We start from the raw sequence: 25,432 nt of genomic DNA on the forward strand, positions 1-25,432 counted from the left end.
ACTAGAGAAAGGTGTTTAGAATACGTCAGTAATGGTAAAACATGTGTAGGAGAAGTTCACATAAGCAATGATCGAAAAAGAGGAGGGACGACTCCTCTTTTTCTATAGTGGAGGGGATCGGCTGAAATGGAATCGGTGTTGAAGTTATCTGCAGTAGCGGTTTTAATCATTTTGACAGCTTTCTTTGTAGCGAGTGAATTTGCAATCGTAAAAGTGAGAAAAACACGGATTGAGTCGGCTGCCTCCGATGGGGATAAACGGGCGGGCAACGCCTTGAAAGTGTTGAATGACCTGGATTACTATCTATCGGCGTGTCAGCTCGGAATCACGATCACAGCCCTCGGTTTAGGGTGGCTGGGCGAACCGACACTGGATGTCCTGCTCCGGCCTTTGTTTGATCGTTTTCCGCTTCCTGAAGGAGTTACCCACACGCTCTCCTTTGCGATTGCGTTTTTCGTCATCACATTTCTTCATGTCGTACTCGGGGAACTCGCTCCGAAGACAGTAGCCATCCAAAAAGCAGAAGCGCTCACGCTGGTCTTATCCAGGCCTTTAATGCTCTACAGCAAGGTCATGTACCCGCTGATCTGGCTGTTGAACGGCGCTGCCAATATCTTTGTACGGATGATGGGATTTCATACAGCGAATGAATCTGAAGAGGCTCATTCTGAAGAAGAACTGCGCCATATATTATCCCAAAGCTACCAAAAAGGCGAAATCAACCGTTCAGAATATACGTATGTCGACCGGATATTTGAATTTGATAACCGTACAGCCAAGGAGATTATGATCCCCCGGACAGAAATGGCTGTGATCAATGTCCATCAGCCGGTGTCCAACATCATACGTGAAGTGAAGCAGAATCGTTTTACCCGTTATCCTGTTATAGATGGGAATAAGGATGAAGTGATCGGAATCATCCATATGAAAGAGCTGCTGTTTGATGATGCAGAACATCATACATCCCTCCGGCCTTTCATGAGGCCTGTGATGAAAGTGTTCGAAAATGTGCCCATTCATGACCTGTTGGTGAAAATGCAGAAGGAGCACAACCATATGGCTGTTCTGATTGATGAGTATGGCGGGACGGCCGGTATCGTGACGGTCGAGGATATCCTGGAAGAGATCGTCGGGGAAATCAGGGATGAATTCGATGCAGAAGAGGAACGGGACATCAAACGCTTGAAAAACGGCCACTACCTCGTCGAGGGGAAAACAGCGGTTCAGGATATTAATGAGTACTTCCAGGTACATCTTCACCATGAGGACATTGATACAATATCCGGCTGGATTTATACGCAGGACTATGAGGCTGAAGAAGGGACAGTTGTCGTGAGCAGCGGCTATTCCTTTAAGGTTGTCGATATGGTGAAAGGGCAGATAAAAAAAGTGGAAATATGGAAAGTGGAAGAATGAGAAAACGCCCGGATCAAATCATCCGGGCGTTTTTCTGTTATTCTTCGTTTTTATGAACGTAGACTTGATGAGGGAACGGAATTTCAATGCCTGCAGCATCAAGCGCTTCTTTCATCGCTTTTCTCAAGTCGCGTTCCACGGCCCACTGTTCCATGTTTTCCGTCTTACCAAGAATACGGATGACGATATCGGATGATCCGAGGCTTTGGACACCAAGGACGTCCGGACCTTCTTTGAAGCGTTCATCCTCTTGGAAGTCCTGAGCCACTTTCTGCAGGACAGCCATTGCTTCGTCAATGTTCTCATCATACCCGATGCCAATGTCCACAAGGGCACGCATGTTGCCGCGGGAGTGGTTGGCTACACCTGAAATGTTGCGGTTTGGAATGAAGTTCAACGTTCCATCAAAGCTCCGGATGCGGGTTGTGCGGATGCCTACTTCCTCGACAATTCCGTCATAACCGCCGGCGGTTACGTAATCATCCACTTCCACTTGACGTTCAAGCAGGATGAAAAAGCCGGTGACAATGTCTGACACAAGACCCTGGGCTCCGAAACCGATCGCAAGACCAACGATTCCTGCACCGGCAAGGAGAGGGCCGATTTCAATGCCGACAGCACTGAAGAGCATCATGACGAGGATGAAAATAAGAGCATAGGAAAAGAGGTTAACAGAAAGTTTCTGTAACGTTTTATTCCGTCCTTCGGAGAGTTTCCTCTGGGTACTTAAGCGGTTGATGGCCGATTCGATGGCTTTACGGCCGAGTGGTTTTGCAATAGCATAACCGATCAGGAGTACGAGCACTTTCAAGCCGACTTGAATGAGCAGTTCGACAAGCTCTGAGAGGTTAAATTGCATTCCTTCTTCAAATAAATTCATAGCTGCATGGAGCTCCTTTCTTTATGTCCTTGTACTGACCTCTCTAATAGAATAGCGGAACGTAAGGGATGATTTCAATGATTTGTCGAAAATACGCATAAAACTTCGCATATCCGCTTGCGTTTTTTACATTTCTTTCTATTTGCCAAGAGGCGTATAGGGACACCCTAATCTTGTGCATATAATGGAAAGACATAGGCAGGCGTGAGCTGTTCAGGCTGGACAAGATCCAAAAGCCGGGGAAGGGAACCCAGGAGCCATTTGCTGAGATCCTGCGGTAAAGCGGGAAAGGGCTTAACAGAAAATTTTAAAAATTATTTCAAATGGGTGGCAATTTATTTCGATACCCGATATATTTATAAATACGTTGACAGCGAAGGAGGTCATGATTTGGATACGTTCAAAAAGTTGAAACAGTTTTACTGGCCGTTTAAAAGTTATTTTTTATGGTCCATGTTCGCCCTGCTTTTTGTTACAGCTATTACCGTGGTTTATCCGATTGTCTTGCAGAAAACGATTGACGATGCCGTATCAGGGGAGCAGTACAGCTTAATTCCCTATTTATGTGCTGCTTTTATCGGACTTATGATTGTTAAAGGAATCGCTACATATTTCAACCAGTATTATGGAGATTATTTCGGCATACGTTCGGTTTACACACTCAGGGATGAAATTTACAAGAAACTGCAGCGTCTGCCTTTCCGTTACTATGACAACGCGAAAACGGGGGATCTGATGTCCCGTTTGACAGCGGATGTGGAAGGCTTCCGGTTCTTTTTATCCTTTGGCTTTTCAGAACTGCTCCGGATTGTCCTGTTGATTGTGATCAGCTTGATTGTCATGTTTTACTATTCCGTTCCTCTGGCACTGGTCACGATGGCTGCAATGCCGTTTCTTGGGATAGTCGTCTACCGGTTCGACCGCCGTGTGCACCCGGCTTTTCGTAAAATCCGGAAATCATTCGGTAAATTGAATACAAGAGTACAGGAAAATATCAGTGGAATGAACACGGTGAAATCTCTTTCCAGAGAGGATTTTGAAATCGGTCGTTTCTCCAACCGCAGCAATGACTACAGGACGAAGTATATCGACACCTCCAACATATGGTCGCGTTATTTTCCGCTGATGGAGTTTATCGGAAACGTGTCGGTTGTGGCACTGCTGGCCTATGGCGGGTATCTTGTCATCAATGGCTCGCTCCAGCTTGGAGAGCTGGTGGCCTTTTTCAGCTTTGTATGGTATATCCTCGGCCCATTGATGAATCTGGGGTTTGTCATCAACCAGTTTTCACAGGCCAAAGCATCCGGCGAGCGGCTGCTTGAGATATTAGAAGCTCCGGAAGAGATTACCGAAAAGGAGGATGCCATCCATCAGGAACGACTGAAAGGCCATGTCACCTTCAAGGATGTCACACTGACGTATGTGGAGGATGATGACTCAGCACTAAAGGAGATCAGCTTTGATGCCCCACCTGGGAAAACGATCGGGTTAATCGGAGCTACAGGGTCAGGCAAGACGAGTATCACCCAGCTGATTACCCGTTTTTATGAACCGGAAAAAGGGGAGGTGCTTGTCGACGGCCGGCCGGTTTCGGATTATGGATTGAGAACCCTCCGGAAGAATATAGGCTTCGTGCTCCAGGAATCGTTTTTATTCTCGACTTCGATCAAGGAAAATATCGCCTATGGTAATCCAGATGCGACTATGGATGATGTGATTGATGCAGCCAAAAGAGCCCAGGCCCACGAGTTTATCATGGAGTTATCCGATGGCTATGATACGCTCCTTGGAGAGAGGGGCATGGGATTATCCGGCGGACAGAAGCAGCGGATTGCGATTGCCCGCGCGATTCTTATTGACCCTGCTGTTCTCATTTTGGATGATGCGACCTCAGCTGTGGATATGGAAACCGAGTTCAACATCCAAAAAGCTCTACAGGAAGTCATGAAAGGCCGTACGACATTCATCATTGCCCACCGCATTTCCTCGTTGAAGCACGCCGATGAAATCATCGTTCTCGAAGATGGAAGCGTGAAAGAACGCGGGGTGCATGAAGAGCTGTTGAGCAATGGAGGACCGTATCAACGCATTTACGATATTCAATACCAGGACAAAGAAAAGATTCTAAATACAGCTTCCCATCGATGAAAGGAAGGAGGGACATTCTATGGCAGGAAAAAATAAACACTTAAACCGTTTCAAATATTCACAGGATCAGGCCATTGAGAAGCCTTTTAACTGGGCACAGATGTGGCGTCTGCTTACGTACATCAAGCCGTATACAAAAAAACTTCTGCCTGTATCCATTATTTCCATGCTGATTTCCACGCTCGTCCGGCTGATTGTACCGATTTTAATTGGTAAGGTGGCTATTGATACTGCGATTGCAGAAAGAGACAACGGTTTATTGATCCAGCTGGTGCTGGGAATTGCAGGCTTGTATGTTCTCAGCTACATCGCCAACGCCTTGAGGATTAAGTATGTCAACATTCTGGGGCAGAACGTGATTTATGATCTCCGACAGCATTTGTTTTCCCATGTCCAAAGGCTGTCGCACAAGTTTTTTGATTCAAGATCTGCCGGTTCCATTCTCGTGCGGATTATGAATGATATCAACTCGCTTCAGGAACTGTTTACAAACGGGATCATCAACCTTCTGATGGATATTGTTCTCTTAACTGGGATCATCGCTATTCTGCTGGCACTCGATCCGAAGCTTGCCCTGGCGATTCTCGTGATCATGCCGCTGATGTTCTATATTTCCACGAAGCTGCGCCGGAATATCCGACGCTCCTGGCAGCAGGTACGAATCCAGCAGTCCAGGCTGAATTCCCACTTGAATGAAAGTCTGCAGGGCATTCGGATTACCCAGTCCTTTACACAGGAGAAGGAAAATACCGAATACTTTGACGGGGTGAACACGGATAACTTTCTCGCATGGAAGGAAGCGACGAAAAAAAGCGCGATGTTTCGTCCGTTTGTCGAAATGAGCAATGCCATCGGTACAGTCATCCTCGTTTCATTTGGGGCCTGGTTGATTCTTCAGGGAGATATCCAGGTCGGAACGTTTGTATCGTTCGCCTTCTTCCTTGGGATGTTCTGGGAACCTATATCCAGACTGGGGATGATGTACAACCAGCTTCTTATGGCGATGGCAGCCTCTGAACGGATCTTTGAATTCCTGGATGAAGAACCAAATGTCGAGGAGAAGAAAAATGCCGTGGAACTGAAGGATATGAAAGGTCACATCGAATTCGACCACGTTCAGTTTGCCTACGATTCCAAGCGGATAGCTCTTCATGATATCAACCTTGAGATGAAACAAGGAGAAACGGTGGCCCTTGTTGGACATACGGGATCAGGGAAATCTACGATTGCCAACTTGATCAGCCGTTTTTACGACCCAACCAAAGGTGCCGTCAAAATCGATGGGGTGGATTTGAAGGATGCTTCCATTGATAGTATCAGACAGCAGATCAGTGTCGTTCTTCAGGACACGTTCATTTTTTCGGGAACGATTATGGAAAATATCCGCTTCGGGCGTCCGGGTGCTACGGATGAAGAGGTGAAAGAAGCGGCAGAAGTGGTAGGAGCGGATGGTTTTATCCAGCGCTTGAACAACGGCTACGAAACCGAAGTAGAGGAGCGGGGGAATATTCTTTCAGCCGGAGAACGGCAGCTTCTCTCCTTTGCCCGGGCCCTGCTTGCCAATCCGAGAATTCTCATTCTGGATGAAGCAACAGCGAGTATAGATACAGAAACCGAATTGAAGATTCAACAGGCTTTGAAGAAGCTCCTGAAAGGGAGAACAGCCATTATGATCGCCCACCGCTTATCAACGATACGTGAAGCCGACAACATTTTCGTGCTCGAGCATGGAAAGATTCTTGAGCAGGGATCTCATGATGAACTTATGGATCAGCACGGTGAATATTATGAACTTGTAAAAGCCCAGTTCCAAATGCTGGATGCCATATAATAAATCACCCTGTAGAAAAATTCTACAGGGTTTTTTCTTTTGAACAACGTTAGAAAAGAACGGAGGAGGGGAACAGGCAGATAGGTCGACAGGACGGATGGTGTGCGGTACGATGAGAATCGAAAAGACTTTGTGAAGTTTGTCACAAAATAGTCATCATCTTGAATACCACAACGGTGTTTTACGTTTTATACTAATCCCAGAACAGATTTTGAGATTATTCCTGGGTAGGAGGGAACGAATTAAGATGTTTGGATTCGAAACCGTCGAAGTGAGTCGTGCGCTCACTGCGATGACATTACTATTTCACGCCATTTTCGCAACACTGGGAGTCGGGGTCCCCGTCCTCGTGTCCATTGCGGAATTCATCGGAATCAAGCGGAAGGATCCGCATTACACTCTGCTCGCCAGGCGCTGGACGAGAGGGTATACGATTACGGTCGCTGTCGGAGTTGTGACAGGGACGGCGATCGGTCTGCAGCTGTCACTCATCTGGCCGAGCTTCATGAGGCTTGCGGGGAACGTGATTGCTCTGCCGTTATTCATGGAAACCTTCGCCTTCTTCTTTGAGGCGATTTTCCTAGGGATCTACTTATATACGTGGGACCGGTTCAAGAAGCCGATCTACCACTGGCTGTTATCCATTCCTGTGGTCATTGGAGGCACGATGTCCGCCTTCTTTATTACAACGGTGAATTCGTTTATGAACACGCCCCAGGGTTTTGAGCTGGAAGAGGGCCGTTTTACATCGGTGGATCCACTTGCTGCGATGTTCAATCCTGCGACACCGACGAAGGTCTTTCACGTCATATCTTCCTCTTATTTAACCGCTGCAGCGGTGCTTGCAGGGATTGCTGCTTTCATCATTTTGATAAAAAAAGGATCCCTCTATCACAAAAAAGCATTAAAACTTACAATGACTGCCACTTTTATCTTTGCTATGCTTACAGCGCTTGCCGGTGATTTATCGGCGAAGTTTCTGGCTGAGCATCAACCCGAGAAGCTCGCTGCCGGGGAATGGCACTTTGAATCCGAAGAAGGCGCTGACCTTGTTGTATTCGGTACGCTGAATGAGAACAATGAAGTCGAAAACGCGATCAGGATTCCAAATGCTTTAAGTTTCCTCGCTCACGGCGATTTTAATGCAGAAGTGGAAGGGCTCGAGGAAACACCTGAGAACGAGCGGCCTCCCTTATGGATCCACTATATGTTCGATCTGATGGTATCGATCGGCTTTTACACCCTGGGGATTTCCCTGCTGTTCCTTGTGCTCTGGAAATGGAAGAAAGGAAACCCGTTCCATCCTATTCTCTTGTGGGGAGTAGCAGCGGCTGGTCCTTTGACGATGCTCGCGATTGAGTTTGGCTGGATTTATGCCGAAGTCGGAAGACAGCCGTGGATTTTGAGAGGCTTTATGACTGTTGCGGAAGGTTCGACGACATCTCCATACATCGGCTGGATGTTTGCGCTGTTTGCTGCCGTCTACCTGGTGCTCGGTGTTGGATGTCTGCTTACGTTACGCAAAATATTCAAAGGCAAGCCTGCCGAGCTTGAACTGGAGCACCGCTTTCCGAATACAGCCGCAGCCAGCAGGGAGGGACAGTCATGAGCTATGAAATCATCGGGATATCCGTCCTCTGGTTGTTCCTTTACGGATATTTGATCGTCGCATCTGTAGATTTTGGTGCTGGCTTTTTTGCCTATTATGCAAGAATGACGAAAAAGGATCACTTGATTAATCAGCTGATCTCCAGGTACCTCTCTCCGGTATGGGAAGTGACGAATGTTTTCTTCGTCTTTTTCTTCGTCGGTCTTGTCGGATTCTTCCCGGATATGGCGTATTATTTTGGGCAGTCCCTGTTGATTCCTGGAAGTATTGCGATTGTTCTCCTTGCTATACGGGGATCCTTTTATGCGTTTGAAAACTATGGATCCAAAGACAACTCCCTCTACATGTTCCTTTACGGAGCGACAGGGCTGCTCATTCCGGCCTCTTTATCCACCGCTCTGACGATTTCAGAGGGAGGCTTTATTGAAGAAACGGAAAATGGTGTGCAGCTTCTTTTCGGAGAACTGTTCTCAAGCCCTTATTCATGGAGTGTCGTTTTTCTCGCCATCGTTTCCGTTCTTTACATCAGCGCGATGTTTTTAACGTATTATGCCCATCGTGCAGGAGACCGCCCGGCACTTGAAATTGTCAGGAAGTATGCCCTGTTCTGGAGCTCTCCGACCATCATTGCCAGCCTCACGACATTTATTGCTTTGAGTCAGCAGAATCCAGAGCATTTTCAACGGGCGATTGACTTGTGGTGGGTGTTCGGAATTTCTGTAGGGTTCTTTATAACTGCATTGTTCCTCGTCTATACAGGAAGGTTTTACGGATGGGCCTTTATTGCCGTCATGCTTCAGTTCTTCGTAGCTTTCTTTGGGTATGGAGCGTCTCATCTACCGTATCTGCTTTATCCGTACGTGACGATTTCCAATGCGGTGACGAATGAATCGATGGCTGTGGCGCTTGTCATTGTCTTTATTGCAGGTCTTTTCCTGCTGATTCCATCGCTGATTCTCCTCATGCGCATGTTCTTGTTTGATGCAGATTATGTGAAGGGGAAAAAGTAGCAGAGCTCCTTCTCTACGCTTACTGAAGAAATACACCTTCATCATGTAAGGTCACGGATCGCTTATTGGCGGATACCAGCCTGACCAAATAGATATCGATAAAAGGGAAGAACCTCTGTTTGACAGACGTTCTTCCCTTTTTGCTCTGCAAAACAATAGTGGTAAAGAACCTGTTTCTTATGAATACCCCGCCTTTCCCCGGTCCCGTCTGAATGGTAGGAGCTTCTTTAGGCAGTGGAAGAACAAGTGGTTTCTACTTTTTTATGTGATGGACACAATTGTGTGATAGAATAAGCATAGATTTTTTACGTGATAGATGGGGGTCGGGAAAGATGAAGAAAGAATTTGCCGTCATTGGTCTTGGACGATTCGGGGGCAGTATATGCCGCGAATTAAGCCGTGAAGGAATGGAAGTACTGGCGCTTGACCTTGATGAGGATAAAGTCAATGAATACAGGGATATCGCGTCTCATGCCGTCATTGCAGATTCGACGGATGAAAATGCCCTGAAAGAACTTGGATTCCGCAACATTGACCATGTCATTGTTGCCATAGGTGACAATATACAGGCCAGCATGCTGACTACTTTGATTCTAAAAGAAATGGGCATCAAAATGATTACGGTCAAAGCCCAGAATGATTACCACGAAAAGATCCTGAACAAAATCGGTGCCGATCAAGTCGTCCACCCGGAAAGAGATATGGGGAAAAGGATTGCTCATAATATCATTTCCAATAATATTCTGGATTACATCGAGCTTTCCGATGACCACAGCGTTGTCGAGGTGAAAGCCGGCAGTAAAATGGGCGGACAAACATTGGTGGACCTCGATATCCGTGCGGAATATGGGTGTAACGTCGTTGCCATTAAGCGGGAGAAGGATGTGATTGTCTCCCCGATGGCTACGGAGGAAATCAGGGAAAGTGATGTCCTGATCGTCATTGGTGCAGACAAAGATATCAGCCGCTTTGAAAAAAATCTTGTTGTTGAGGACTAAACCAGAAGCCCCGGTTCCTATATGGAATCCGGGGCCTTTATTATAAGTGTTTATAAATAATAATAAGGACATGCCGCTCATTGGTCTCATTCGGAGGCGAGATTCAATCAGCTTTTCCTTTTTAAACAGCAGCCCCCTCGTTTAACAGGACGCTCGACTTTATTTTTCGTCGTTTCAATAACGATTGGGGTTGGGGTTTGTTTCATGGTCCGGTTGACCTTAACCAGTCTTTTTCTTCTTTTTTCTTTCATAGCCACCTCTCCTTACACCTTGATACTGTAGTATAAGCACACTATGGAAAAAGGGAAGGGCGCTTAACGCTCCCCGATATGAAATGGGTGCTTTACATAGCGGCCGTCCCATATGGAGTAGCAGGCGGAGCGTGGAGAATGGAATTTGTAGGAGATGATCACCATTTTCACCGTGCTGTCCTGGTGACTTTGAAGATCATAAGAGGAGGGCACGGGTGCTGTTCCCGGATGGGTATGATAAACGGCCAGCACCTGCTGCCCTGATTGTTCAATAGCTTCAAGGGTGGAAGAAACGATGGTCTTACTGACAAAAAAACGGCGGGGGGAAGGGCGTTCGTTCACAAGCGGCCAGATTTGCTCAACCTTTTCACCGTGACCCGAGATCAGTCCGCAGGCTTCATTCGGCAGGCAGGTATACCCGTGATCGACCATTTGCTCATATAACCTCTGATCAATCCTCACCATTATCCGTTCCACTTCTGAAAGATGGAAAAGATCGAAGAGAATTCCCGTTTTTTAGCAGGGGTCTCCTTCTCCAATAACGGTTCTGACCGAGGAGAGACGATTTCCGGCTTATGCCTCTGCGTGATGTTAGCCTTTTCGATTGAGACAGGGGAGGTGCGTTTCATCCCCTTGGAGGCCTGTTGTTCAGGGAGAGTTGATTCCTCTGCTGGAATGGCCGCGATGGTATGAGCGATGGTTTGAACCAGCGCTTTTTTATTTTCAGGCTCTTTCTGAATTGTAGTTACCGCCGGCGGAGTGTGGGAACTCACGGTCTGGGCGGGTTCTTTATCGTTTTTTTTTGAAGTTGACTTTAAGATGGTATTTTTGACAGGTTCTATAAACGGGTGGCGGGACGACCGTTTCTGTCCTCTCCGGGTCGACTCTTGTGCGGTTGGATAGTTTTGCTGATACTGGCCCGGTTGTGGTGGATAGTAGGAGGCAGGGCTGGAATATGGATAAGGCTGCTGGGGAGGGTAATAGTCCTGTCTCTGGGCTGGATACATGGGCGAGGAATGCAGCATCGTCTTCAGTCTCCGATACTCTGAAACTTTAGGTCCTGCCTGCTCTTTCGCCGTCGTCTTCTGTTCGGTGTATTCCTGCATCTTCTGCGCTTTCATTTCCGCTTTTAACTGATCAATTTCACTTTTTAACCGGTCATTCTCAGATTGCTGCACTTGTTCCTGTTCACGATCGTCCTGCTGTTCAATAATCACATTCATTTTCTGAATTAAATCTTTCAATTGCAGGCGGTCAAGCTTTTCCTTGATGTCTTCCACATCATCTTTCAATAGATGAACATGCTCACTCAGTTGCTGAACTTGAGCTGTGAGCTGATTCGTTCGCAGCTCAAGCTGCTGGTTGAATTCTTCCATTTTGTTGATAACTCCTTCTAACAATAACTTATAATGAAGCGGATCTTTTCCCCTGTACCCATCCTCCACCGTCCAGTCACCATTTTCCAGAGATTGGACCATCTCCTTAAAAAGGTTGATGTTCCATTTTAGGAGCTCCACATGGTCCGGGCCTGTATGGCTGAACTGTCCCATCATTCATCACCCTTACCAGCACAGTATTATAGTATTGATTCGTTCCTGATCCGTGACACATCGCTGAGGTGTTTTTAAGACACCTGCCCACGGTTGTGAAACGGCTCTTTTTACATATCAGCCTATGCCCGCCTTTGGGATGTTATGTGTGGAACATTTCCTTTGGGCTGGACAGACACCATATGAGGTCTCCTGCATGTAATATAGGTGTTCGCACAAAATTGTAAAATCCCACCAAACATCAGCGAATGTACTAGACCCAAGCTTTTTTCCAGACATATGCTACGAATGAAAGAAAAATCTTATTCGGAGGTGTTTGCTAACCATGCAAGCAAAAAATCTTAATGGGGGCCAGGAGCTCCTATGTATCAACACAACAAAAGTTTATGACTGGGTAATCAATGAGGCTTCGTTTGATCTAACAATCGGAGACTTTGAGCTTCCCGTCGGTCCCTCAGGAGAACAGCTTGAGTGTGATGACATTGAAGAAGTCATCTGTACAGTAGAGCCGCGTGAAGACGATCCGATTGAAATCGTCGGACGCGTCGATCAGGAGCTTGTCGTTGACGGAACGCTGTTGACGCTTCAGCTTGTGAACATCCGTAAATACTTTACGGTAACCATCGCTGTAGAATTGACAGCAGAAAATGGTGGAGCAGTTGTAGAAGTAGGAGAAGCTGACTTTGTCCGCTGTGAGCAGGTACTATTGTGTGCGCCGGAAGGAACAAACGTGGAGGTTACTTATACAGACCTTGACTGTTTTGTTTGTAACTTCACGTGTGAAGAAAATGGAACAGCTGGAGATTCCCTTGATGACATCACGGTATCCGTGCGTCTCTGCCAAAGCATCCAATCCACATATCCAGTAACGCTTGAGCTTATTGCTGAGTTCTGTGAGCCGCGTGATCTGCTTCCAATCCCACCTTGCCCGGCACCAACACTGCCGCCACAATGTCCGGTATTGTTCCCAACGGCTGACGATGGTGATAATGCGTAAACCAGCTGCATAAATACAAGAGAGGAATCCCTTCTTCTCTTGTATTTTTTTTGGAGGTGGCATGATATGGAACGGTTGTTGCAGTTGAAAAAACAGCAGGAGGCCCGCATCAAGGACATCCGTAAAAAAGTCACCGCATTGAAGGCAGGACAGCACAGGGCTGTTATCTGTTTTTTTACGTATTCCATCCACGTTTCCCATGATTCCGATCAGGAAAGTATGATGATCGCAAGTTTTCATATCCGTAACCTGGGTCACCAGGTGATGCATGACCCTTACATCTGCCTTAAGATGTCAGAGGATTCCCCATTTCAATTCTCAGGAAAATATATACATAAAGCTCAAGTCGCAAAAATGAAGGCAGCAGGTGCCTGGCTTCGGATGGATGAAGAACAGGCGAAGAACGAATTCTGGTTAAAACCCCTGGAGCAGAACATGATTGAACCTGGAGGGTCCCTGACCTTCGCAAATTTTCAGCTGAAATGGAAACCGGAGAAATCCTATGCTTCCATTATGCAGGGATTTGCGTATGGAAAAGGGTGGGAATCCGGTGTACCCTCCTTGAACCAGATGAGTGCAAGTGGTGTGAAAGGGGAGGGAGATTGATGGCGGAAGAAAATGTCCAGCAATTTATAAAGCATTGGCTTGTTGAAAAATTAAAACAGAAAAAGAGTGCCAAGCGGACAGATGACCATAGTTTTGTTTTTCTGGAGGAGGACTCCTTGAAGCTGCTTTTCCTATACCTGATGCAAAAACAGGAGCAGGGGGGAGAGCTGGAAAAGTCTCCTCTTATCGATGAGGTGGAACAGTGGATGGGGGATGTACTGGTACAGCTCGAAGAGATTGTGGCCCTTTTAGATGAGGGGGAAGAATGAAAGAATCTTAAGAACGGGACGGAATCCCCGTTCTTTTTTTGTTTACTGAATGAGCGATAAGGAAATACAAAGGATAGACGAGAAATTCAGCAAGTTGAAAGGATGAAGCATATGTTTGAAAAACGTACAGGAGCATTACTGACACAGCAGTTGATCGACTGGGGTGTGGATCATGTATACGGCATGCCTGGTGATTCTATAAATGAATTGATTGATGATTTGAGAAAAAGGAAGGACGAGATCGAATTTCTTCAGGTCCGCCACGAAGAGACAGGTGCTCTGTCTGCAGCCGCATATGCGAAGCTTACCGGAAAACTTGGTGTGACGATGGGGATAGCCGGTCCGGGAGCCATCCATCTATTAAATGGACTTTATGATGCGAAGGCTGATGGTGCGCCTGTCCTTGCTATCGTGGGGCAGGTACACAGCGAGGAAATTGGAACCGGAGCATTTCAGGAAATTAATCTGGAGCGCATGTTTGATGATGTATCGGTTTTTAATCAACGTGCGGAAACGGAAGAGCAGCTCCCGGATCTGCTGGACCAGGCAGTAAAGGAAGCTTATGCCAATAAAGGCGTGTCTGTATTGATTGTCCCGGATGATTTATTCGCTAAAAAGCAGAGCGATAACACGAGACGGACATCCGGTGAATTTTTCAAACCGGAAATTTTCCCTCGTCAGGAACATTTAAATGAGGCAAGGAAGTTGATTGAGAAGTCCGAAAAACCGTTGATTCTGGCAGGACAGGGGACGAAGTCTTCAGCCAGTGAACTGATTGCCTTCGCCGAAACCATTAAAGCGCCGATCATTATGAGCCTGCTCGGAAAAGGGATCATTCCCGATAATCATCCGTATTGTCTGGGCCAGCACGGTCAAATTGGTACCAAACCGGCGTACCATGCTATGAAGGAAACCGACCTTCTCATTTTAGTCGGCACCCAGTTTCCTTATCGTGACTTTCTCCCGGAACAAGTGAATGCGATTCAGATTGATCGGGAGCCCGCTCACCTTGGCAAGCATTATCCGATTACAACAGGTCTTGCCGGGGACAGCCGGGAAACACTGCAGGCGCTGACCGATGTGATGGAACCAGTGGAAGAACGCAGCTTTCTGTCTTACTACCAGGAAAAGATGAAGGATTGGCGTATTGCTGTACAGGAGGAAAAGAGAAGGGAAGAGGATCCTCTACATGCTCCACAAGTAATGTATGAATTGGAAAAACATTTGAAGCCGGGGGCAGTCGTTTCCGGAGATGTTGGGAACGTTACCGTATGGCTCACACGCTTCCTTCATCTCGTCAACCAGAAATTCCTCATTTCCGGCTGGCTTGGAACAATGGGGAGTGGACTCCCTGGTGCCATAGCAGCGCAGAAAGCTCATCCGGAGAAGCAGGTGGTCGGAGTATCCGGAGACGGAGGGTTCTCCATGGTCATGCATGATTTCGTCACCGCTGTTAAATACGACCTGCCGATTAAAATGGTTGTTCTGAATAACAGTAAAATCGGGATGATTAAGTATGAGCAGGAACAGATGGGACACTTGAATTATGCAACAAACCTTGGTGAAGTGGACTTTGCCAAATTTGCTGAAGCGTGCGGAGCAGAAGGCTACCGCATTGAATCCTATGAAGAACTTGGGACCAAAATGAAGCAGGCATTCCTCTCAGATAAACCGGTTCTGATTGATGTAGTCATTGAAGACCAGGCTCCGCTTCCAGGGAAAATCGATTACACATCGGCGGTGAATTATTCGAAGTATATCGTGAAGGAATTCTTTGAATCCGGAACGCTGGACCTTCCTGACCTCAAGAAATCCATTCAACGTTTATTATAATACCACATCAAAAAAGCCCGCTGTCGAGAGACAGCGGGCTTTTTCATTACACTTCCATAATGATTGGAAGAATCATCGGACGGCGTTTTGTTTTTTCAAACAGGAACGGCGCGATGGTATCTGTAATTTCATTTTTAATTTCAGACCATTGAGTCGTACGGCGCTCCATCACTTTTTCAACGTGGGAGCTGACGAGCTGCTGGGCTTCTTTGATCAAGTCCTCGGATTCTCTCATGTAGACAAATCCACGGGAAATGATGTCAGGACCGGAAGCAATCTTAAATTCCTTCATGTTGATACTGACTACAACGATGACAAGACCTTCTTCAGAAAGGATGCGTCGGTCCCGAAGAACGATATTACCAATATCACCGATTCCGCTTCCGTCTACATAAACAGACCCGGATGGGATCTTTCCTGCCACAGAGGCTTCTTCCTTGCCTAGGGCAAGCACATCACCGTTATCCATAACGAAGCAGTTCTCTTCCTGAACGTCGCAGTCCAGACTCAATTTCACATGTTCTTTCAGCATGCGGTATTCACCGTGAATCGGCATAAAGAACTTCGGCTGCATAAGGCGGAGCATGAGCTTCATTTCTTCCTGACTGCCGTGTCCGGATGTATGGATATCATTCAGTGGTCCGTGAATAACATCGGCACCTGCACGATACAGCTTGTTTATGGTACGGCTGACACTAATTGTGTTTCCAGGGATTGGGGAAGAAGAGAACACAACGGTGTCGCCTGGTTGAATTTGAATCTGACGGTGGGTGCCGTTGGCGATTCTTGACAGGGCGGCCATTGGTTCACCTTGGGATCCGGTACAAAGGATGACGACTTCGTTTGCCGGCAGACGATTGATCTGCTGGGCATCAATGAATGTATCCTTAGGGGCACGGATATATCCAAGTTCCTGACCGATACGGATGGAAGATTCCATACTGCGGCCGAATACGGCAACTTTACGGCCATGTTTAATAGCGGCTTCCACGACCTGTTGAAGGCGGTGGATGTTCGACGCGAAGGTCGCAAAAATTAAACGGCCGTCCATACGCGTGAAGATGTCATGGATGCTTTGTCCCACAACACGTTCTGATTTAGTGAAACCAGGAACCTCACTATTGGTACTGTCAGAAAGGAGGGCAAGAACGCCTTCTTTACCGATTTCAGCCATTTTAGCAAGGTTGGCCGGTTCACCTACAGGAGTGAAATCAAACTTGAAGTCACCCGTGTGAACGACGTTGCCTGGTGGTGTTTTTACAACGATTCCATAAGAATCAGGAATGCTGTGTGTCGTCCGGAAAAAGGATACGGACGTTTTGCGGAATTTAATCACGTCTTCTTCCTGAATCGTGTTTAATTTCGCACTGCGCAGCAGGCCGTGCTCATCCAGTTTATTACGGATTAAGCCGATGGCAAGCTTCCCTGCATAGATTGGAATATTGAGTTCACGCAGAAGGTAGGGAATACCACCGATGTGATCTTCGTGACCGTGCGTGATAAACAGACCTTTGATTTTATCTTGGTTCTGCACGAGATAAGTATAATCCGGAATGACATAGTCGATACCGAGCAGTTCGTCTTCCGGGAACTTAATCCCTGCATCAATGAGGATGATTTCGTCTTGGAATTGTACGCCGTATGTGTTTTTACCGATTTCACCGAGGCCTCCAAGGGCAAACACGGCGGTCTGGTCATTTTTCACAAATTTCATCGGTTAAAACTGCTCCAGCCTGAAATCTTCGGATTGCTGCTCATATGCCAGGTGATCCTCATCAAGCACCTGGATATATTCGATATTAAATCCTGCATTTTTTAATTTTTCACGTACTTGTCTTTCGGTTTCCGCTTCGAGGTACATGCTGTCTGTACGTTCGCGGACAGGAACTTCAGTATCAAGTCCCTGATACAATACTTTGAATATCATTACGTTATCGCTCCTAACTAGATATAATTTCCACATTCTTGTCCTCTCATCATCATAGCACGATTCCAGCGTGTATGGTAATGATTCTTGTATGCGCAGGTGGCCGTACACCTGAAACAATGATTTACGCGTATGTCTTCCGCTTCATAAAATTTTTCCAACGTTTTCTAAGCTTTCTTCTCAGACGCTTCATCATTTGCATCCATCCCCTTTATGTTGATGAAGAAAACGCCAAAAACGTTAAACCGCCCAATCCCTGTTATCTCTAGTATAATACGGTTTGTGAAAGAATGAAACATTTACATTTTATATTTTGTCATTATGGTGTGTTTTTCTTCTCAAACCTATCCACTCATGCTACAGTATAGCCAAAGAGCAGGACATGCTATGATAAGAGCGCAGAAATGAAAGAATTTGAATATGCAGGAGGAACGCTTATGGATAAGAAAATTGCCTTTTTTGATATTGATGGAACACTGCTTGACCACGATAAAAAGCTTCCGGAGAAGACGAAAAAAGCGGTTCAGGATCTGAAGGATCAAGGCGTTTACTGTGCCATTGCCACCGGACGTGCTCCTTTTATGTACGAAGAGCTGAGAGAAGAACTTGGAATCGATTCCTATATCAGCTTCAACGGTCAGTATGTTGTTTTTGAAGGGGAGGAAGTCTACACGAACCCCCTCTCAGGACCTGATCTTGAAAAGCTCCATGCTCATGCAGAATCGAATAATCATCCGATGGTGTTCATGAACCATGAGGAGATGAGGGCCTCCACTCCGGATCATGAAGATATTTCTTCCAGCCTCGGAACATTATACATTGATCATCCGGATGAAGATGCGTCTTTTTATAAAGGAAGAAACATTTATCAGTCCCTGATTTTTTGTGAAGGCGATGAAATTGAAGAGTACAGGGAAGCCTTTCCGGCCTTCGATTATATCCGCTGGCACCCGGTGTCCTGTGATGTGCTTCCCCGTGGAGGGTCAAAGGCAGAGGGGATCAAGAAACTCGTAGAAGCCGCCGGCCTTAAGATGGAGGACACTTTTGCCTTTGGTGATGGATTGAATGATATTGAAATGATCCGGGAGGTCGGCACCGGTGTAGCTATGGGGAATGCCGTGTCCGAAACGAAGGCTGTGAGCGATTTTGTTACGGTTGATGTTGGAGAGGATGGCCTGTCCCACGCGATATATGAACTTGGCTTATTAAAATAATGAAAAGAGCGCCGCTGAATGATCAGACGGCGCTCTTTTATTAACGATCGGCGGGTGTGGCGTTTTCCGGTTCTTTGAACGGCTGCTCCTGGTCGATGTGATCGTAGAACATCACTCCATGAAGGTGATCGATTTCGTGTTGGAAGACAATGGCTGCGTAATCCTTCAGCCGCAGTTTCACATCATTCCCTTCCAAATCTGTCGCTTTTACTGTGATTCTCCGGTACCTTGGGACATATCCGGGCACTTCACGGTCGACCGAAAGACAACCTTCTCCAGTGGATAGATACGTACGTTCCACTGAGTGGCTGACTATACGGGGGTTGAACAGACCGTAACTGTATAGTTTATCTTTCATATCTGTAAAATGTACGGCCAGCATCCGTTTGTTCACATTGATCTGAGGTGCTGCAAGGCCGACACCGGGACGCAGGCCGTAGCGGCTGCACACCTGTTCATCCTGGCTGTTTTTTAAGTATTGAACCATTTCCTCCAATGTTTTCTTATCCTCTTCAGAAGGAGGGAGGGTTACTTCTTCCGTTACTGTCCTTAATGCGGGGTGACCCTCGCGGACAATATCGTCCATTGTGATCATGAAACAACATCCTTTCAAGCTTATATCTTCCTCTGTATTTCCATTGACAGGACAGGTGAATGAATTCGGTACTTTTCAATTCCTGCCAATTATTATACTATTGTAGATATGCTTAGTTTACAATAATGTGTCAGGGATTACGAGGGGGAAATGTTGTGCGATTACATACGATGATCGGAGCGCTTGCCGCAGCGGCCTTAGTTATGACAGGCTGTTCCAATCAAGCGCCGGAAGAACAAATTTACGAGCATTTGGAAGAAGCCGTTTCACAGGAAGAAACGTTCCGTGAACAGCAGGAGCCGATGGTTGAACTGGAAGAGCAGGAACAAAAGCTTTATGACGAAATCATTGCCTTGAATATGGATCAGCTTGATCAAATCAAAGAAAAATCAGAAGAAGCCGCCGGCATTGTGGAAGAGCGACGGAATAAGCTGGAGCTCGAAAAAGAAAGCATCGATGCAGCTAAAGCTGAATTTGATGAGATTAAATCTCCTGTAGAAGATCTAGGCGAGGAGAATCAGGAAGCTCAGGAAAAAGCGCAGGAGCTTATAGATGTCATGGAGAAACGGTACCGTACATATGAGGAGTTATACAGCGCCTATGATGAGGCACTCACGCTTGATGCGGAATTGTATGAAATGACGCAGAAGGAAGACCTGAAGGAAGAGGACTTGAAATCTCAAGTTGAGAAGATTAATGAAAGCTACAATACGGTTATAGAAAAGAACGAAGCGTTCAACCAGTATACAGATGAATACAATACATTGAAGAAAGAGCTTTATGAAATGATGGAACTCGATGTGACCTATGAAGAATCTGAAGAGGACACAACAGAGGAAGAAGCTTCTTAACAACAAAGGACCCGCTTACATACGCAAGCGGGTCTTTTGTTGTTTTTATGATGACGCTTCAACCCTCCCCGTTTTGACACCTGCCCATGGGCGAGGGGTGACCGGAGTCTTAAGTCCATCAATGCCCCGAAGAAGGGTGCTTTACGCACCGGATATGATTCACGCTGACTGGACTGCCCGGAAATGCCTGCCTATTAAAGCCTCCCATTTGATTATTAAGGAGAAAAAACATAAGATTAATACAGGTTTAAATTTTGGGTGATACAGTGTTAGTTTTTTTCACCGCAGGATCTGCCGGGTTTCGACTGCTGTGCAGCGGCTCTTTCCTCATCTGGATATTATCTGCATCGAAGTGATTGACGAATGATGACGAATTGAGCTAAACTACAAAGTGGATTGACATTGTACCATTGAATCTTAGTTAACAATTGTAACAGTTTTAGATATCTCCTCGTCATGATTAATCCATGGATGTGAGGGGTAAAACGTAAAGAGCAAATCGGTACAGTTTTTTTCATAATTGGGAAAGCTACTTACAGCATCCATTTTTAAAATACGAAAGGAAAGGGTGAATGACTTGAAACGAACTCTAGAGAACATTGAAAACCAGTTCGAAACGTTTCAAATCCTTAACGAAGAAGGCGAAATCGTAAATGACGATTTCATGCCTGACCTATCAGATGAAGATTTAAAAGAAATCATGCGCCGTATGGTATATACGCGTATTTTGGACCAGCGTTCTATTGCGCTTAACCGCCAGGGACGTCTAGGTTTCTACGCTCCAACAGCAGGGCAGGAAGCTTCACAGCTTGGAAGCCAGTTTGCATTGGAGAAAGAAGACTTTATCCTGCCGGGATACCGTGATGTACCACAGTTGATCTGGCACGGTCTTCCACTTCACCAGGCTTTCCTGTTCTCCCGTGGACATTTCAAAGGAAACCAAATGCCTGAGGGCGTGAACGCAGTAAGCCCGCAGATTATTATTGGTGCACAAATTACACAAACAGCCGGCGTTGGTCTTGGCTATAAAAAGCGCGGCCAAAACGCTGTAGCGATTACTTATACTGGTGACGGCGGTGCCTCCCAGGGTGACTTCTACGAAGGTATCAACTTTGCAGGTGCTTTCGGTGCCCAGGCGATCTTCGTTGTACAAAACAACCGTTTTGCGATCTCTGTACCTGTAGAGAAGCAGTCTGCGGCTCAGACCATTGCTCAAAAAGCAGTCGCTGCTGGTATCGAAGGAATCCAGGTTGATGGTATGGATGTTCTTGCTGTTTACGCGGCTACAAAAGAAGCTCGTGACCGCGCTGTAAACGGTGAAGGTCCTACATTGATCGAAACTCTTACTTACCGTTACGGCCCTCATACCATGGCTGGTGACGATCCTACACGCTACCGTACGGAAGATGAAGACAGCGAGTGGGAGAAGAAAGATCCAATCGTGCGTTTCCGTAAATTCCTCGAAGCTAAAGGTCTTTGGTCTGAAGAGGAAGAGAACGAACTGATCGAAAAAACAAAAGAAGAAATCAAAGCAGCGGTTAAAGAAGCTGACAACACTCCTAAGCAGTCGGTAGCCGATCTTATCGGTATCATGCACGAGGAACTTCCATCCAACCTACAGGAGCAGCTGGAAGAATATAAGGAAAAGGAGTCGAAGTAAATCATGGCACAAATGACAATGATTCAAGCCATCACAGACGCGATGCGCACAGAACTTAAAAATGATGAAAACGTGCTGATCTATGGTGAAGACGTTGGTCAAAACGGCGGAGTATTCCGTGCTACTGAAGGTCTTCAAAAAGAATTCGGCGAAGATCGTGTATTTGATACACCCCTGGCTGAATCCGGAATCGGCGGTATGTCCATCGGACTTGCACTAACCGGCTTCCGCCCGGTACCAGAAATTCAATTCTTCGGCTTCGTTTACGAAGTCATGGATGCGATCAGCGGCCAAATGGCTCGTTACCGCTACCGTTCCGGCGGTACACGTCCAATGCCGATCACGGTTCGTTCTCCGTTCGGCGGCGGTGTTCACACGCCTGAACTTCACGCGGACAGCCTTGAAGGTCTAATGGCACAGCAGCCTGGCCTGCGTGTAGTTATTCCATCCAACCCTTACGATGCCAAAGGTCTTTTGATCTCTTCCATCCGTAATAATGATCCAGTTATCTTCCTTGAGCATATGAAGCTCTACCGTTCTTTCCGTGAAGAAGTACCGGAAGAAGAGTACACGGTGGATCTGGATAAGGCAGCCGTTAAGCGCGAAGGTACAGATGTAACTCTTGTTGCTTATGGTGCAATGGTTCATTCTTCCCTTAAAGCGGCAGAAGAACTTGAGAAAAATGGAATCAGCGCTGAGGTTCTTGACCTTCGTACGGTTTCCCCTGTGGACTACGAAACAATCCTTGCATCTGTGAAGAAGACAAACCGTGCCGTTGTTGTGCAGGAAGCACAAAAGCAGGCCGGTATCGCTTCCAACATTGTAGCTGAAATCCAGGAAAAAGCGATTCTTCACCTTGAGGCCCCGGTTCTGCGTGTAGCTGCACCAGATACGGTATATGCATTTACTCAAGCGGAAGAAGTATGGCTTCCTAATCACAACACGATCGTTGAAAAAGTCAACGACGTTATGAACTTTTAATTATCTCTAATTACTAGGAGGGAATACCCGTGGCATTTGAATTTAAACTGCCTGATATCGGTGAAGGTATCCACGAAGGTGAAATTGCAAAGTGGTTCGTCAAACCAGGCGACGAAGTAAAAGAAGACGATGTACTCTGTGAAGTACAGAACGACAAAGCCGTTGTTGAAATTCCTTCCCAGGTGGATGGTACTGTAAAAGAGATCCATGTTGATGAAGGCGAAACAACAACCGTAGGTACTGTAATCATCACAATTGATGACGGTTCCGAGGACACTGGTTCTTCTGAAGCTCCTCAGGAAGAGAGCGCTGAGGAAGAAAAAGCAGAGGCTCCTAAAGAAGAAAGCAAAGAAGAAAAAACTGAACAGCCGGCTGCATCTTCTGCAGATGCAGATGTAGACGAAGACAAGCGCGTCATCGCTATGCCGTCTGTACGTAAGTTTGCCCGTGACAATGACGTTGAAATCCGTCAGGTCCAGGGTTCAGGCAAAAATGGCCGTGTTCTTAAGGAAGATATTGAAAGCTTCATGAACGGTGGACAAGCGGATACAGCTTCTTCTGAAGCTCCAGCTCAGGAAGAGAAGCAGGAAGAAGCCTCCAGCAAACCGGCAGCACCAGCTGCAGGCGAAGCTTATCCAGAAACTCGTGAGAAGATGAGTGGAATCCGTAAAGCGATCTCCAAAGCTATGGTGAACTCCAAGCATACAGCTCCTCACGTAACATTGATGGATGAAGTGGATGTTTCTGAACTTGTTGCACACCGTAAGAAGTTCAAGAGCGTTGCTGCAGAACAGGATATCAAGCTGACTTACCTTCCATATGTTGTGAAGTCCCTTGTTTCTACACTGAAGAAATTCCCTGTTCTAAATACGTCCATTGATGACAATACGGATGAAATTATTCAGAAACACTACTATAATATTGGTATTGCTGCAGATACAGAAAAAGGACTGATGGTTCCTGTCGTTAAAGATGCGGATCGTAAGTCTGTATTCTCTATCTCAAGTGAAATCAATGAACTGGCTGTTAAAGCCCGTGATGGTAAACTTTCTGGTGAAGAGATGAAAGGTGCTTCCACAACGATTACGAATATCGGCTCTGCCGGTGGTCAGTGGTTTACACCAGTTATCAACCACCCTGAAGTAGCTATTCTAGGAATCGGCCGTATCGCTGATAAGCCGATCGTACGCGATGGTGAAGTCGTAGTGGCTCCAGTTCTTGCTATTTCCCTAAGCTTTGACCACCGTATTATTGACGGTGCAACAGCTCAGCACGCAATGAACAACATCAAGCGTTTACTGAACGATCCACAACTAATTATGATGGAGGCGTAAAGTATGGTAGTAGGAGATTTCCCAATTGAACTAGACACATTAGTAGTAGGTGCGGGCCCAGGCGGTTATGTTGCTGCCATCCGCGCCGCCCAGACGGGTCAGAAAGTAACCATCGTTGATAAGGGCAACCTTGGCGGTGTCTGCTTGAACGTCGGCTGTGTACCTTCAAAAGCATTGATTCAGGCGGGTCACCGTTACGAGCATGCTAAAGGTGCCGACGACATGGGTATCCAATCTGAAAATACAACGGTTGACTTCTCCAAGGTCCAGGAATGGAAGAGCGGCGTTGTAAACAAACTTACCGGCGGTGTTGAAGGTCTTCTTAAAGGAAACAGTGTAGACATCGTAAAAGGTGAAGTATACTTTGTCGATAAAAACACGGTACGCGTTATGGATGAGAAAAACTCTCAAACCTATACGTTCAACAATGTGATTATCGCAACAGGATCCCGTCCAATTGAACTTCCAAACTTCAAGTTCTCTGACCGCGTGCTTGATTCTACAGGAGCTCTTTCCCTTCAGGAAGTTCCTAAGAAGCTTGTCGTAATCGGAGGAGGATACATCGGTACGGAGCTTGGTACAGCGTACGCAAACTTCGATACGGAAGTAACCATCCTTGAAGGTATGAAAGATATCCTTGGCGGATTCGAAAAACAAATGTCTTCCATTGTGAAGAAACGTCTGAAGAAAAAAGGCGTGGCCATTGAAACAAACGCGATGGCTCAAGGTGTGGAAGAAACAGAAAATGGCGTAACAGTTACGTATGAAGTGAAAGGCGAAACAAAAACCGTTGATGCTGATTACGTTCTTGTAACGGTTGGACGCCGTCCGAACACTGATGAAATCGGTCTTGAAGATCTTGGATTGAACATGACGGATAAAGGTCTGATTGAAATCGACAACCAGTGCCGCACAAACCTTGATAACGTGTATGCGATTGGTGATATCGTAGCTGGACCTCCGCTTGCTCACAAAGCTTCCTACGAAGCGAAAGTGGCTGCTGAAGCTATTGCAGGCGAGAAAACAGAAATTGATTACCACGGCATCCCTGCTGTAGTATTCTCTGATCCAGAACTTGCTTCTGTTGGTTATACTGAGCAGGAAGCTAAAGACGCAGGATATGAAGTGAAAGCTTCTAAATTCCCGTTTGCAGCTAATGGTCGTGCCCTTTCTCTTAACGACAGTGACGGTTTCCTTAAACTCGTTACGCGTAAAGATGATGATCTTGTTATCGGTGCTCAAATTGCCGGTCCAAATGCCAGTGACATGATTGCTGAGCTTGGTCTTGCCATTGAAGCTGGAATGACTGCTGAAGACTTGGCTCTTACCATCCACGCTCACCCTACACTTGGTGAGATTACGATGGAAGCTGCTGAAGTTGCGATCGGTCAGCCGATTCACATCACGAAGTAATGATAAAGTAAAAACTGCCGGACAAAAAGTCCGGCAGTTTTTTTATGTTTCCACATAAA

The 25,432-nt window shown here is 46.4% G+C and carries 23 protein-coding genes; 16 read left to right on the forward strand and 7 right to left on the reverse strand.

Annotated elements, in window-relative coordinates; genetic code table 11:
• The first annotated feature begins 126 nt into the window (after positions 1-126).
• Entirely contained in the window at positions 127-1,416 is a 1,290-nt protein-coding gene (locus ACXAD6_RS07555) for a hemolysin family protein (protein WP_474968360.1), read from the forward strand.
• Between the two features lie 37 nt (positions 1,417-1,453).
• Here the strand turns inward: ACXAD6_RS07555 and ACXAD6_RS07560 are convergent, their stop codons facing one another.
• The gene (locus ACXAD6_RS07560) at positions 1,454-2,296 is read right to left on the reverse strand and encodes a mechanosensitive ion channel family protein (protein ID WP_474968361.1); all 843 of its coding nucleotides are present in this window, start codon (positions 2,294-2,296) and stop codon (positions 1,454-1,456) included.
• Between the two features lie 390 nt (positions 2,297-2,686).
• On the opposite strand from ACXAD6_RS07560, the gene ACXAD6_RS07565 reads away from it, so the two are divergent.
• The 5 genes from ACXAD6_RS07565 (at position 2,687) to ACXAD6_RS07585 (ending at position 9,892) form a co-directional block, all read left to right on the forward strand.
• On the forward strand, positions 2,687-4,444 hold the full coding sequence (locus ACXAD6_RS07565; protein WP_474968362.1) for an ABC transporter ATP-binding protein: 1,758 nt from the start codon (positions 2,687-2,689) through the stop codon (positions 4,442-4,444).
• A 19-nt stretch (positions 4,445-4,463) separates the two neighbouring features.
• Positions 4,464-6,275, forward strand: coding sequence for an ABC transporter ATP-binding protein (locus ACXAD6_RS07570; RefSeq protein WP_474968363.1), 1,812 nt, complete (start codon positions 4,464-4,466; stop codon positions 6,273-6,275).
• Positions 6,276-6,522: 247 nt separating this feature from the next.
• A complete protein-coding gene (locus tag ACXAD6_RS07575; RefSeq protein ID WP_474968364.1) occupies positions 6,523-7,884 on the forward strand; it encodes a cytochrome ubiquinol oxidase subunit I in 1,362 nt (453 codons plus the stop codon).
• Positions 7,881-8,894, forward strand: coding sequence for a cytochrome d ubiquinol oxidase subunit II (locus ACXAD6_RS07580; protein ID WP_474968365.1), 1,014 nt, complete (start codon positions 7,881-7,883; stop codon positions 8,892-8,894). Before ACXAD6_RS07575 ends, ACXAD6_RS07580 begins: the two co-directional genes overlap by 4 nt.
• Positions 8,895-9,226: 332 nt before the next feature.
• Entirely contained in the window at positions 9,227-9,892 is a 666-nt protein-coding gene (locus ACXAD6_RS07585) for a potassium channel family protein (protein WP_160835446.1), read from the forward strand.
• A gap of 107 nt (positions 9,893-9,999) precedes the next feature.
• On the opposite strand, the gene ACXAD6_RS07590 is transcribed toward ACXAD6_RS07585, so the two are convergent.
• From ACXAD6_RS07590 to ACXAD6_RS07600, 3 genes are all read right to left on the reverse strand, one after another.
• On the reverse strand, positions 10,000-10,143 hold the full coding sequence (locus ACXAD6_RS07590; RefSeq protein WP_156896443.1) for a hypothetical protein: 144 nt from the start codon (positions 10,141-10,143) through the stop codon (positions 10,000-10,002).
• Between the two features lie 63 nt (positions 10,144-10,206).
• Complete coding sequence (locus ACXAD6_RS07595) at positions 10,207-10,608, reverse strand: M67 family metallopeptidase (RefSeq protein WP_474968366.1); 402 nt, start codon at positions 10,606-10,608, stop codon at positions 10,207-10,209.
• Positions 10,608-11,693, reverse strand: a complete 1,086-nt coding sequence (locus ACXAD6_RS07600; protein WP_474968367.1) for a hypothetical protein — start codon at positions 11,691-11,693, stop codon at positions 10,608-10,610. The genes ACXAD6_RS07595 and ACXAD6_RS07600 overlap by 1 nt, the downstream gene beginning before the upstream one ends.
• A 325-nt stretch (positions 11,694-12,018) precedes the next feature.
• Between ACXAD6_RS07600 and ACXAD6_RS07605 the strand changes: the two genes are divergently transcribed.
• The 4 genes from ACXAD6_RS07605 to ACXAD6_RS07620 all read left to right on the forward strand — a co-directional run bounded on the left by ACXAD6_RS07605 (position 12,019) and on the right by ACXAD6_RS07620 (position 15,398).
• On the forward strand, positions 12,019-12,690 hold the full coding sequence (locus ACXAD6_RS07605; RefSeq protein WP_474968368.1) for a BMQ_0737 family morphogenetic spore coat protein: 672 nt from the start codon (positions 12,019-12,021) through the stop codon (positions 12,688-12,690).
• A 66-nt stretch (positions 12,691-12,756) separates the two neighbouring features.
• Complete coding sequence (locus tag ACXAD6_RS07610) at positions 12,757-13,296, forward strand: hypothetical protein (protein ID WP_474968369.1); 540 nt, start codon at positions 12,757-12,759, stop codon at positions 13,294-13,296.
• Positions 13,296-13,565, forward strand: coding sequence for a hypothetical protein (locus ACXAD6_RS07615; RefSeq protein ID WP_474968370.1), 270 nt, complete (start codon positions 13,296-13,298; stop codon positions 13,563-13,565). Before ACXAD6_RS07610 ends, ACXAD6_RS07615 begins: the two co-directional genes overlap by 1 nt.
• 111 nt (positions 13,566-13,676) lie before the next feature.
• Entirely contained in the window at positions 13,677-15,398 is a 1,722-nt protein-coding gene (locus ACXAD6_RS07620; RefSeq protein WP_474968371.1) for a pyruvate oxidase, read from the forward strand.
• A gap of 46 nt (positions 15,399-15,444) precedes the next feature.
• Here ACXAD6_RS07620 and rnjA read toward each other — a convergent pair whose 3' ends face one another.
• Both rnjA and ACXAD6_RS07630 read right to left on the reverse strand, forming a co-directional pair.
• A complete protein-coding gene (rnjA, locus tag ACXAD6_RS07625; protein ID WP_027954048.1) occupies positions 15,445-17,112 on the reverse strand; it encodes a ribonuclease J1 in 1,668 nt (555 codons plus the stop codon).
• A 3-nt stretch (positions 17,113-17,115) separates the two neighbouring features.
• Positions 17,116-17,325 carry a DNA-dependent RNA polymerase subunit epsilon gene (locus tag ACXAD6_RS07630; RefSeq protein ID WP_474968372.1) on the reverse strand — a complete coding sequence of 70 codons (210 nt, stop codon included), beginning with the start codon at positions 17,323-17,325 and terminating at the stop codon, positions 17,116-17,118.
• A gap of 437 nt (positions 17,326-17,762) precedes the next feature.
• Here ACXAD6_RS07630 and ACXAD6_RS07635 point away from each other — a divergent pair, with 437 nt between their 5' ends.
• Positions 17,763-18,539 (forward strand): Cof-type HAD-IIB family hydrolase, encoded by a 777-nt coding sequence (locus tag ACXAD6_RS07635; RefSeq protein ID WP_474968373.1) that lies wholly within the window; start codon positions 17,763-17,765, stop codon positions 18,537-18,539.
• A gap of 40 nt (positions 18,540-18,579) precedes the next feature.
• On the opposite strand, the gene def is transcribed toward ACXAD6_RS07635, so the two are convergent.
• On the reverse strand, positions 18,580-19,134 hold the full coding sequence (gene def, locus ACXAD6_RS07640) for a peptide deformylase (RefSeq protein ID WP_474968374.1): 555 nt from the start codon (positions 19,132-19,134) through the stop codon (positions 18,580-18,582).
• A gap of 155 nt (positions 19,135-19,289) precedes the next feature.
• On the opposite strand from def, the gene ACXAD6_RS07645 reads away from it, so the two are divergent.
• From ACXAD6_RS07645 to lpdA, 5 genes are all read left to right on the forward strand, one after another.
• Positions 19,290-19,985: a YkyA family protein gene (locus ACXAD6_RS07645; protein ID WP_474968375.1), complete on the forward strand. Its 696-nt coding sequence runs from the start codon at positions 19,290-19,292 to the stop codon at positions 19,983-19,985.
• Between the two features lie 577 nt (positions 19,986-20,562).
• Positions 20,563-21,645 (forward strand): pyruvate dehydrogenase (acetyl-transferring) E1 component subunit alpha, encoded by a 1,083-nt coding sequence (gene pdhA, locus ACXAD6_RS07650; RefSeq protein WP_474968376.1) that lies wholly within the window; start codon positions 20,563-20,565, stop codon positions 21,643-21,645.
• A gap of 3 nt (positions 21,646-21,648) precedes the next feature.
• Positions 21,649-22,626, forward strand: coding sequence for an alpha-ketoacid dehydrogenase subunit beta (locus ACXAD6_RS07655; RefSeq protein WP_027954054.1), 978 nt, complete (start codon positions 21,649-21,651; stop codon positions 22,624-22,626).
• Between the two features lie 29 nt (positions 22,627-22,655).
• Positions 22,656-23,960 carry a dihydrolipoamide acetyltransferase family protein gene (locus ACXAD6_RS07660; RefSeq protein ID WP_474968377.1) on the forward strand — a complete coding sequence of 435 codons (1,305 nt, stop codon included), beginning with the start codon at positions 22,656-22,658 and terminating at the stop codon, positions 23,958-23,960.
• A gap of 3 nt (positions 23,961-23,963) precedes the next feature.
• Positions 23,964-25,373, forward strand: a complete 1,410-nt coding sequence (gene lpdA, locus ACXAD6_RS07665) for a dihydrolipoyl dehydrogenase (RefSeq protein WP_474968378.1) — start codon at positions 23,964-23,966, stop codon at positions 25,371-25,373.
• Positions 25,374-25,432: the final 59 nt, after the last annotated feature.

The sequence above is a fragment of the Halobacillus sp. ABH2_015 genome (genome assembly GCF_056158945.1).

Bases quoted from the DNA above. Each gene is read 5' to 3' on its own strand.
- ACXAD6_RS07555 (WP_474968360.1), top strand. From the start codon at position 127: ATGGAATCGGTGTTGAAGTTATCTGCAGTAGCGGTTTTAATCATTTTG.
- ACXAD6_RS07560 (WP_474968361.1), bottom strand. From the start codon at position 2,296: ATGAATTTATTTGAAGAAGGAATGCAATTTAACCTCTCAGAGCTTGTC.
- ACXAD6_RS07570 (WP_474968363.1), top strand. From the start codon at position 4,464: ATGGCAGGAAAAAATAAACACTTAAACCGTTTCAAATATTCACAGGAT.
- ACXAD6_RS07575 (WP_474968364.1), top strand. From the start codon at position 6,523: ATGTTTGGATTCGAAACCGTCGAAGTGAGTCGTGCGCTCACTGCGATG.
- ACXAD6_RS07580 (WP_474968365.1), top strand. From the start codon at position 7,881: ATGAGCTATGAAATCATCGGGATATCCGTCCTCTGGTTGTTCCTTTAC.
- ACXAD6_RS07585 (WP_160835446.1), top strand. From the start codon at position 9,227: ATGAAGAAAGAATTTGCCGTCATTGGTCTTGGACGATTCGGGGGCAGT.
- ACXAD6_RS07590 (WP_156896443.1), bottom strand. From the start codon at position 10,143: ATGAAAGAAAAAAGAAGAAAAAGACTGGTTAAGGTCAACCGGACCATG.
- ACXAD6_RS07595 (WP_474968366.1), bottom strand. From the start codon at position 10,608: ATGGTGAGGATTGATCAGAGGTTATATGAGCAAATGGTCGATCACGGG.
- ACXAD6_RS07600 (WP_474968367.1), bottom strand. From the start codon at position 11,693: ATGGGACAGTTCAGCCATACAGGCCCGGACCATGTGGAGCTCCTAAAA.
- ACXAD6_RS07605 (WP_474968368.1), top strand. From the start codon at position 12,019: ATGCAAGCAAAAAATCTTAATGGGGGCCAGGAGCTCCTATGTATCAAC.
- ACXAD6_RS07610 (WP_474968369.1), top strand. From the start codon at position 12,757: ATGGAACGGTTGTTGCAGTTGAAAAAACAGCAGGAGGCCCGCATCAAG.
- ACXAD6_RS07615 (WP_474968370.1), top strand. From the start codon at position 13,296: ATGGCGGAAGAAAATGTCCAGCAATTTATAAAGCATTGGCTTGTTGAA.
- ACXAD6_RS07620 (WP_474968371.1), top strand. From the start codon at position 13,677: ATGTTTGAAAAACGTACAGGAGCATTACTGACACAGCAGTTGATCGAC.
- rnjA (WP_027954048.1), bottom strand. From the start codon at position 17,112: ATGAAATTTGTGAAAAATGACCAGACCGCCGTGTTTGCCCTTGGAGGC.
- ACXAD6_RS07630 (WP_474968372.1), bottom strand. From the start codon at position 17,325: ATGATATTCAAAGTATTGTATCAGGGACTTGATACTGAAGTTCCTGTC.
- ACXAD6_RS07635 (WP_474968373.1), top strand. From the start codon at position 17,763: ATGGATAAGAAAATTGCCTTTTTTGATATTGATGGAACACTGCTTGAC.
- def (WP_474968374.1), bottom strand. From the start codon at position 19,134: ATGATCACAATGGACGATATTGTCCGCGAGGGTCACCCCGCATTAAGG.
- ACXAD6_RS07655 (WP_027954054.1), top strand. From the start codon at position 21,649: ATGGCACAAATGACAATGATTCAAGCCATCACAGACGCGATGCGCACA.
- lpdA (WP_474968378.1), top strand. From the start codon at position 23,964: ATGGTAGTAGGAGATTTCCCAATTGAACTAGACACATTAGTAGTAGGT.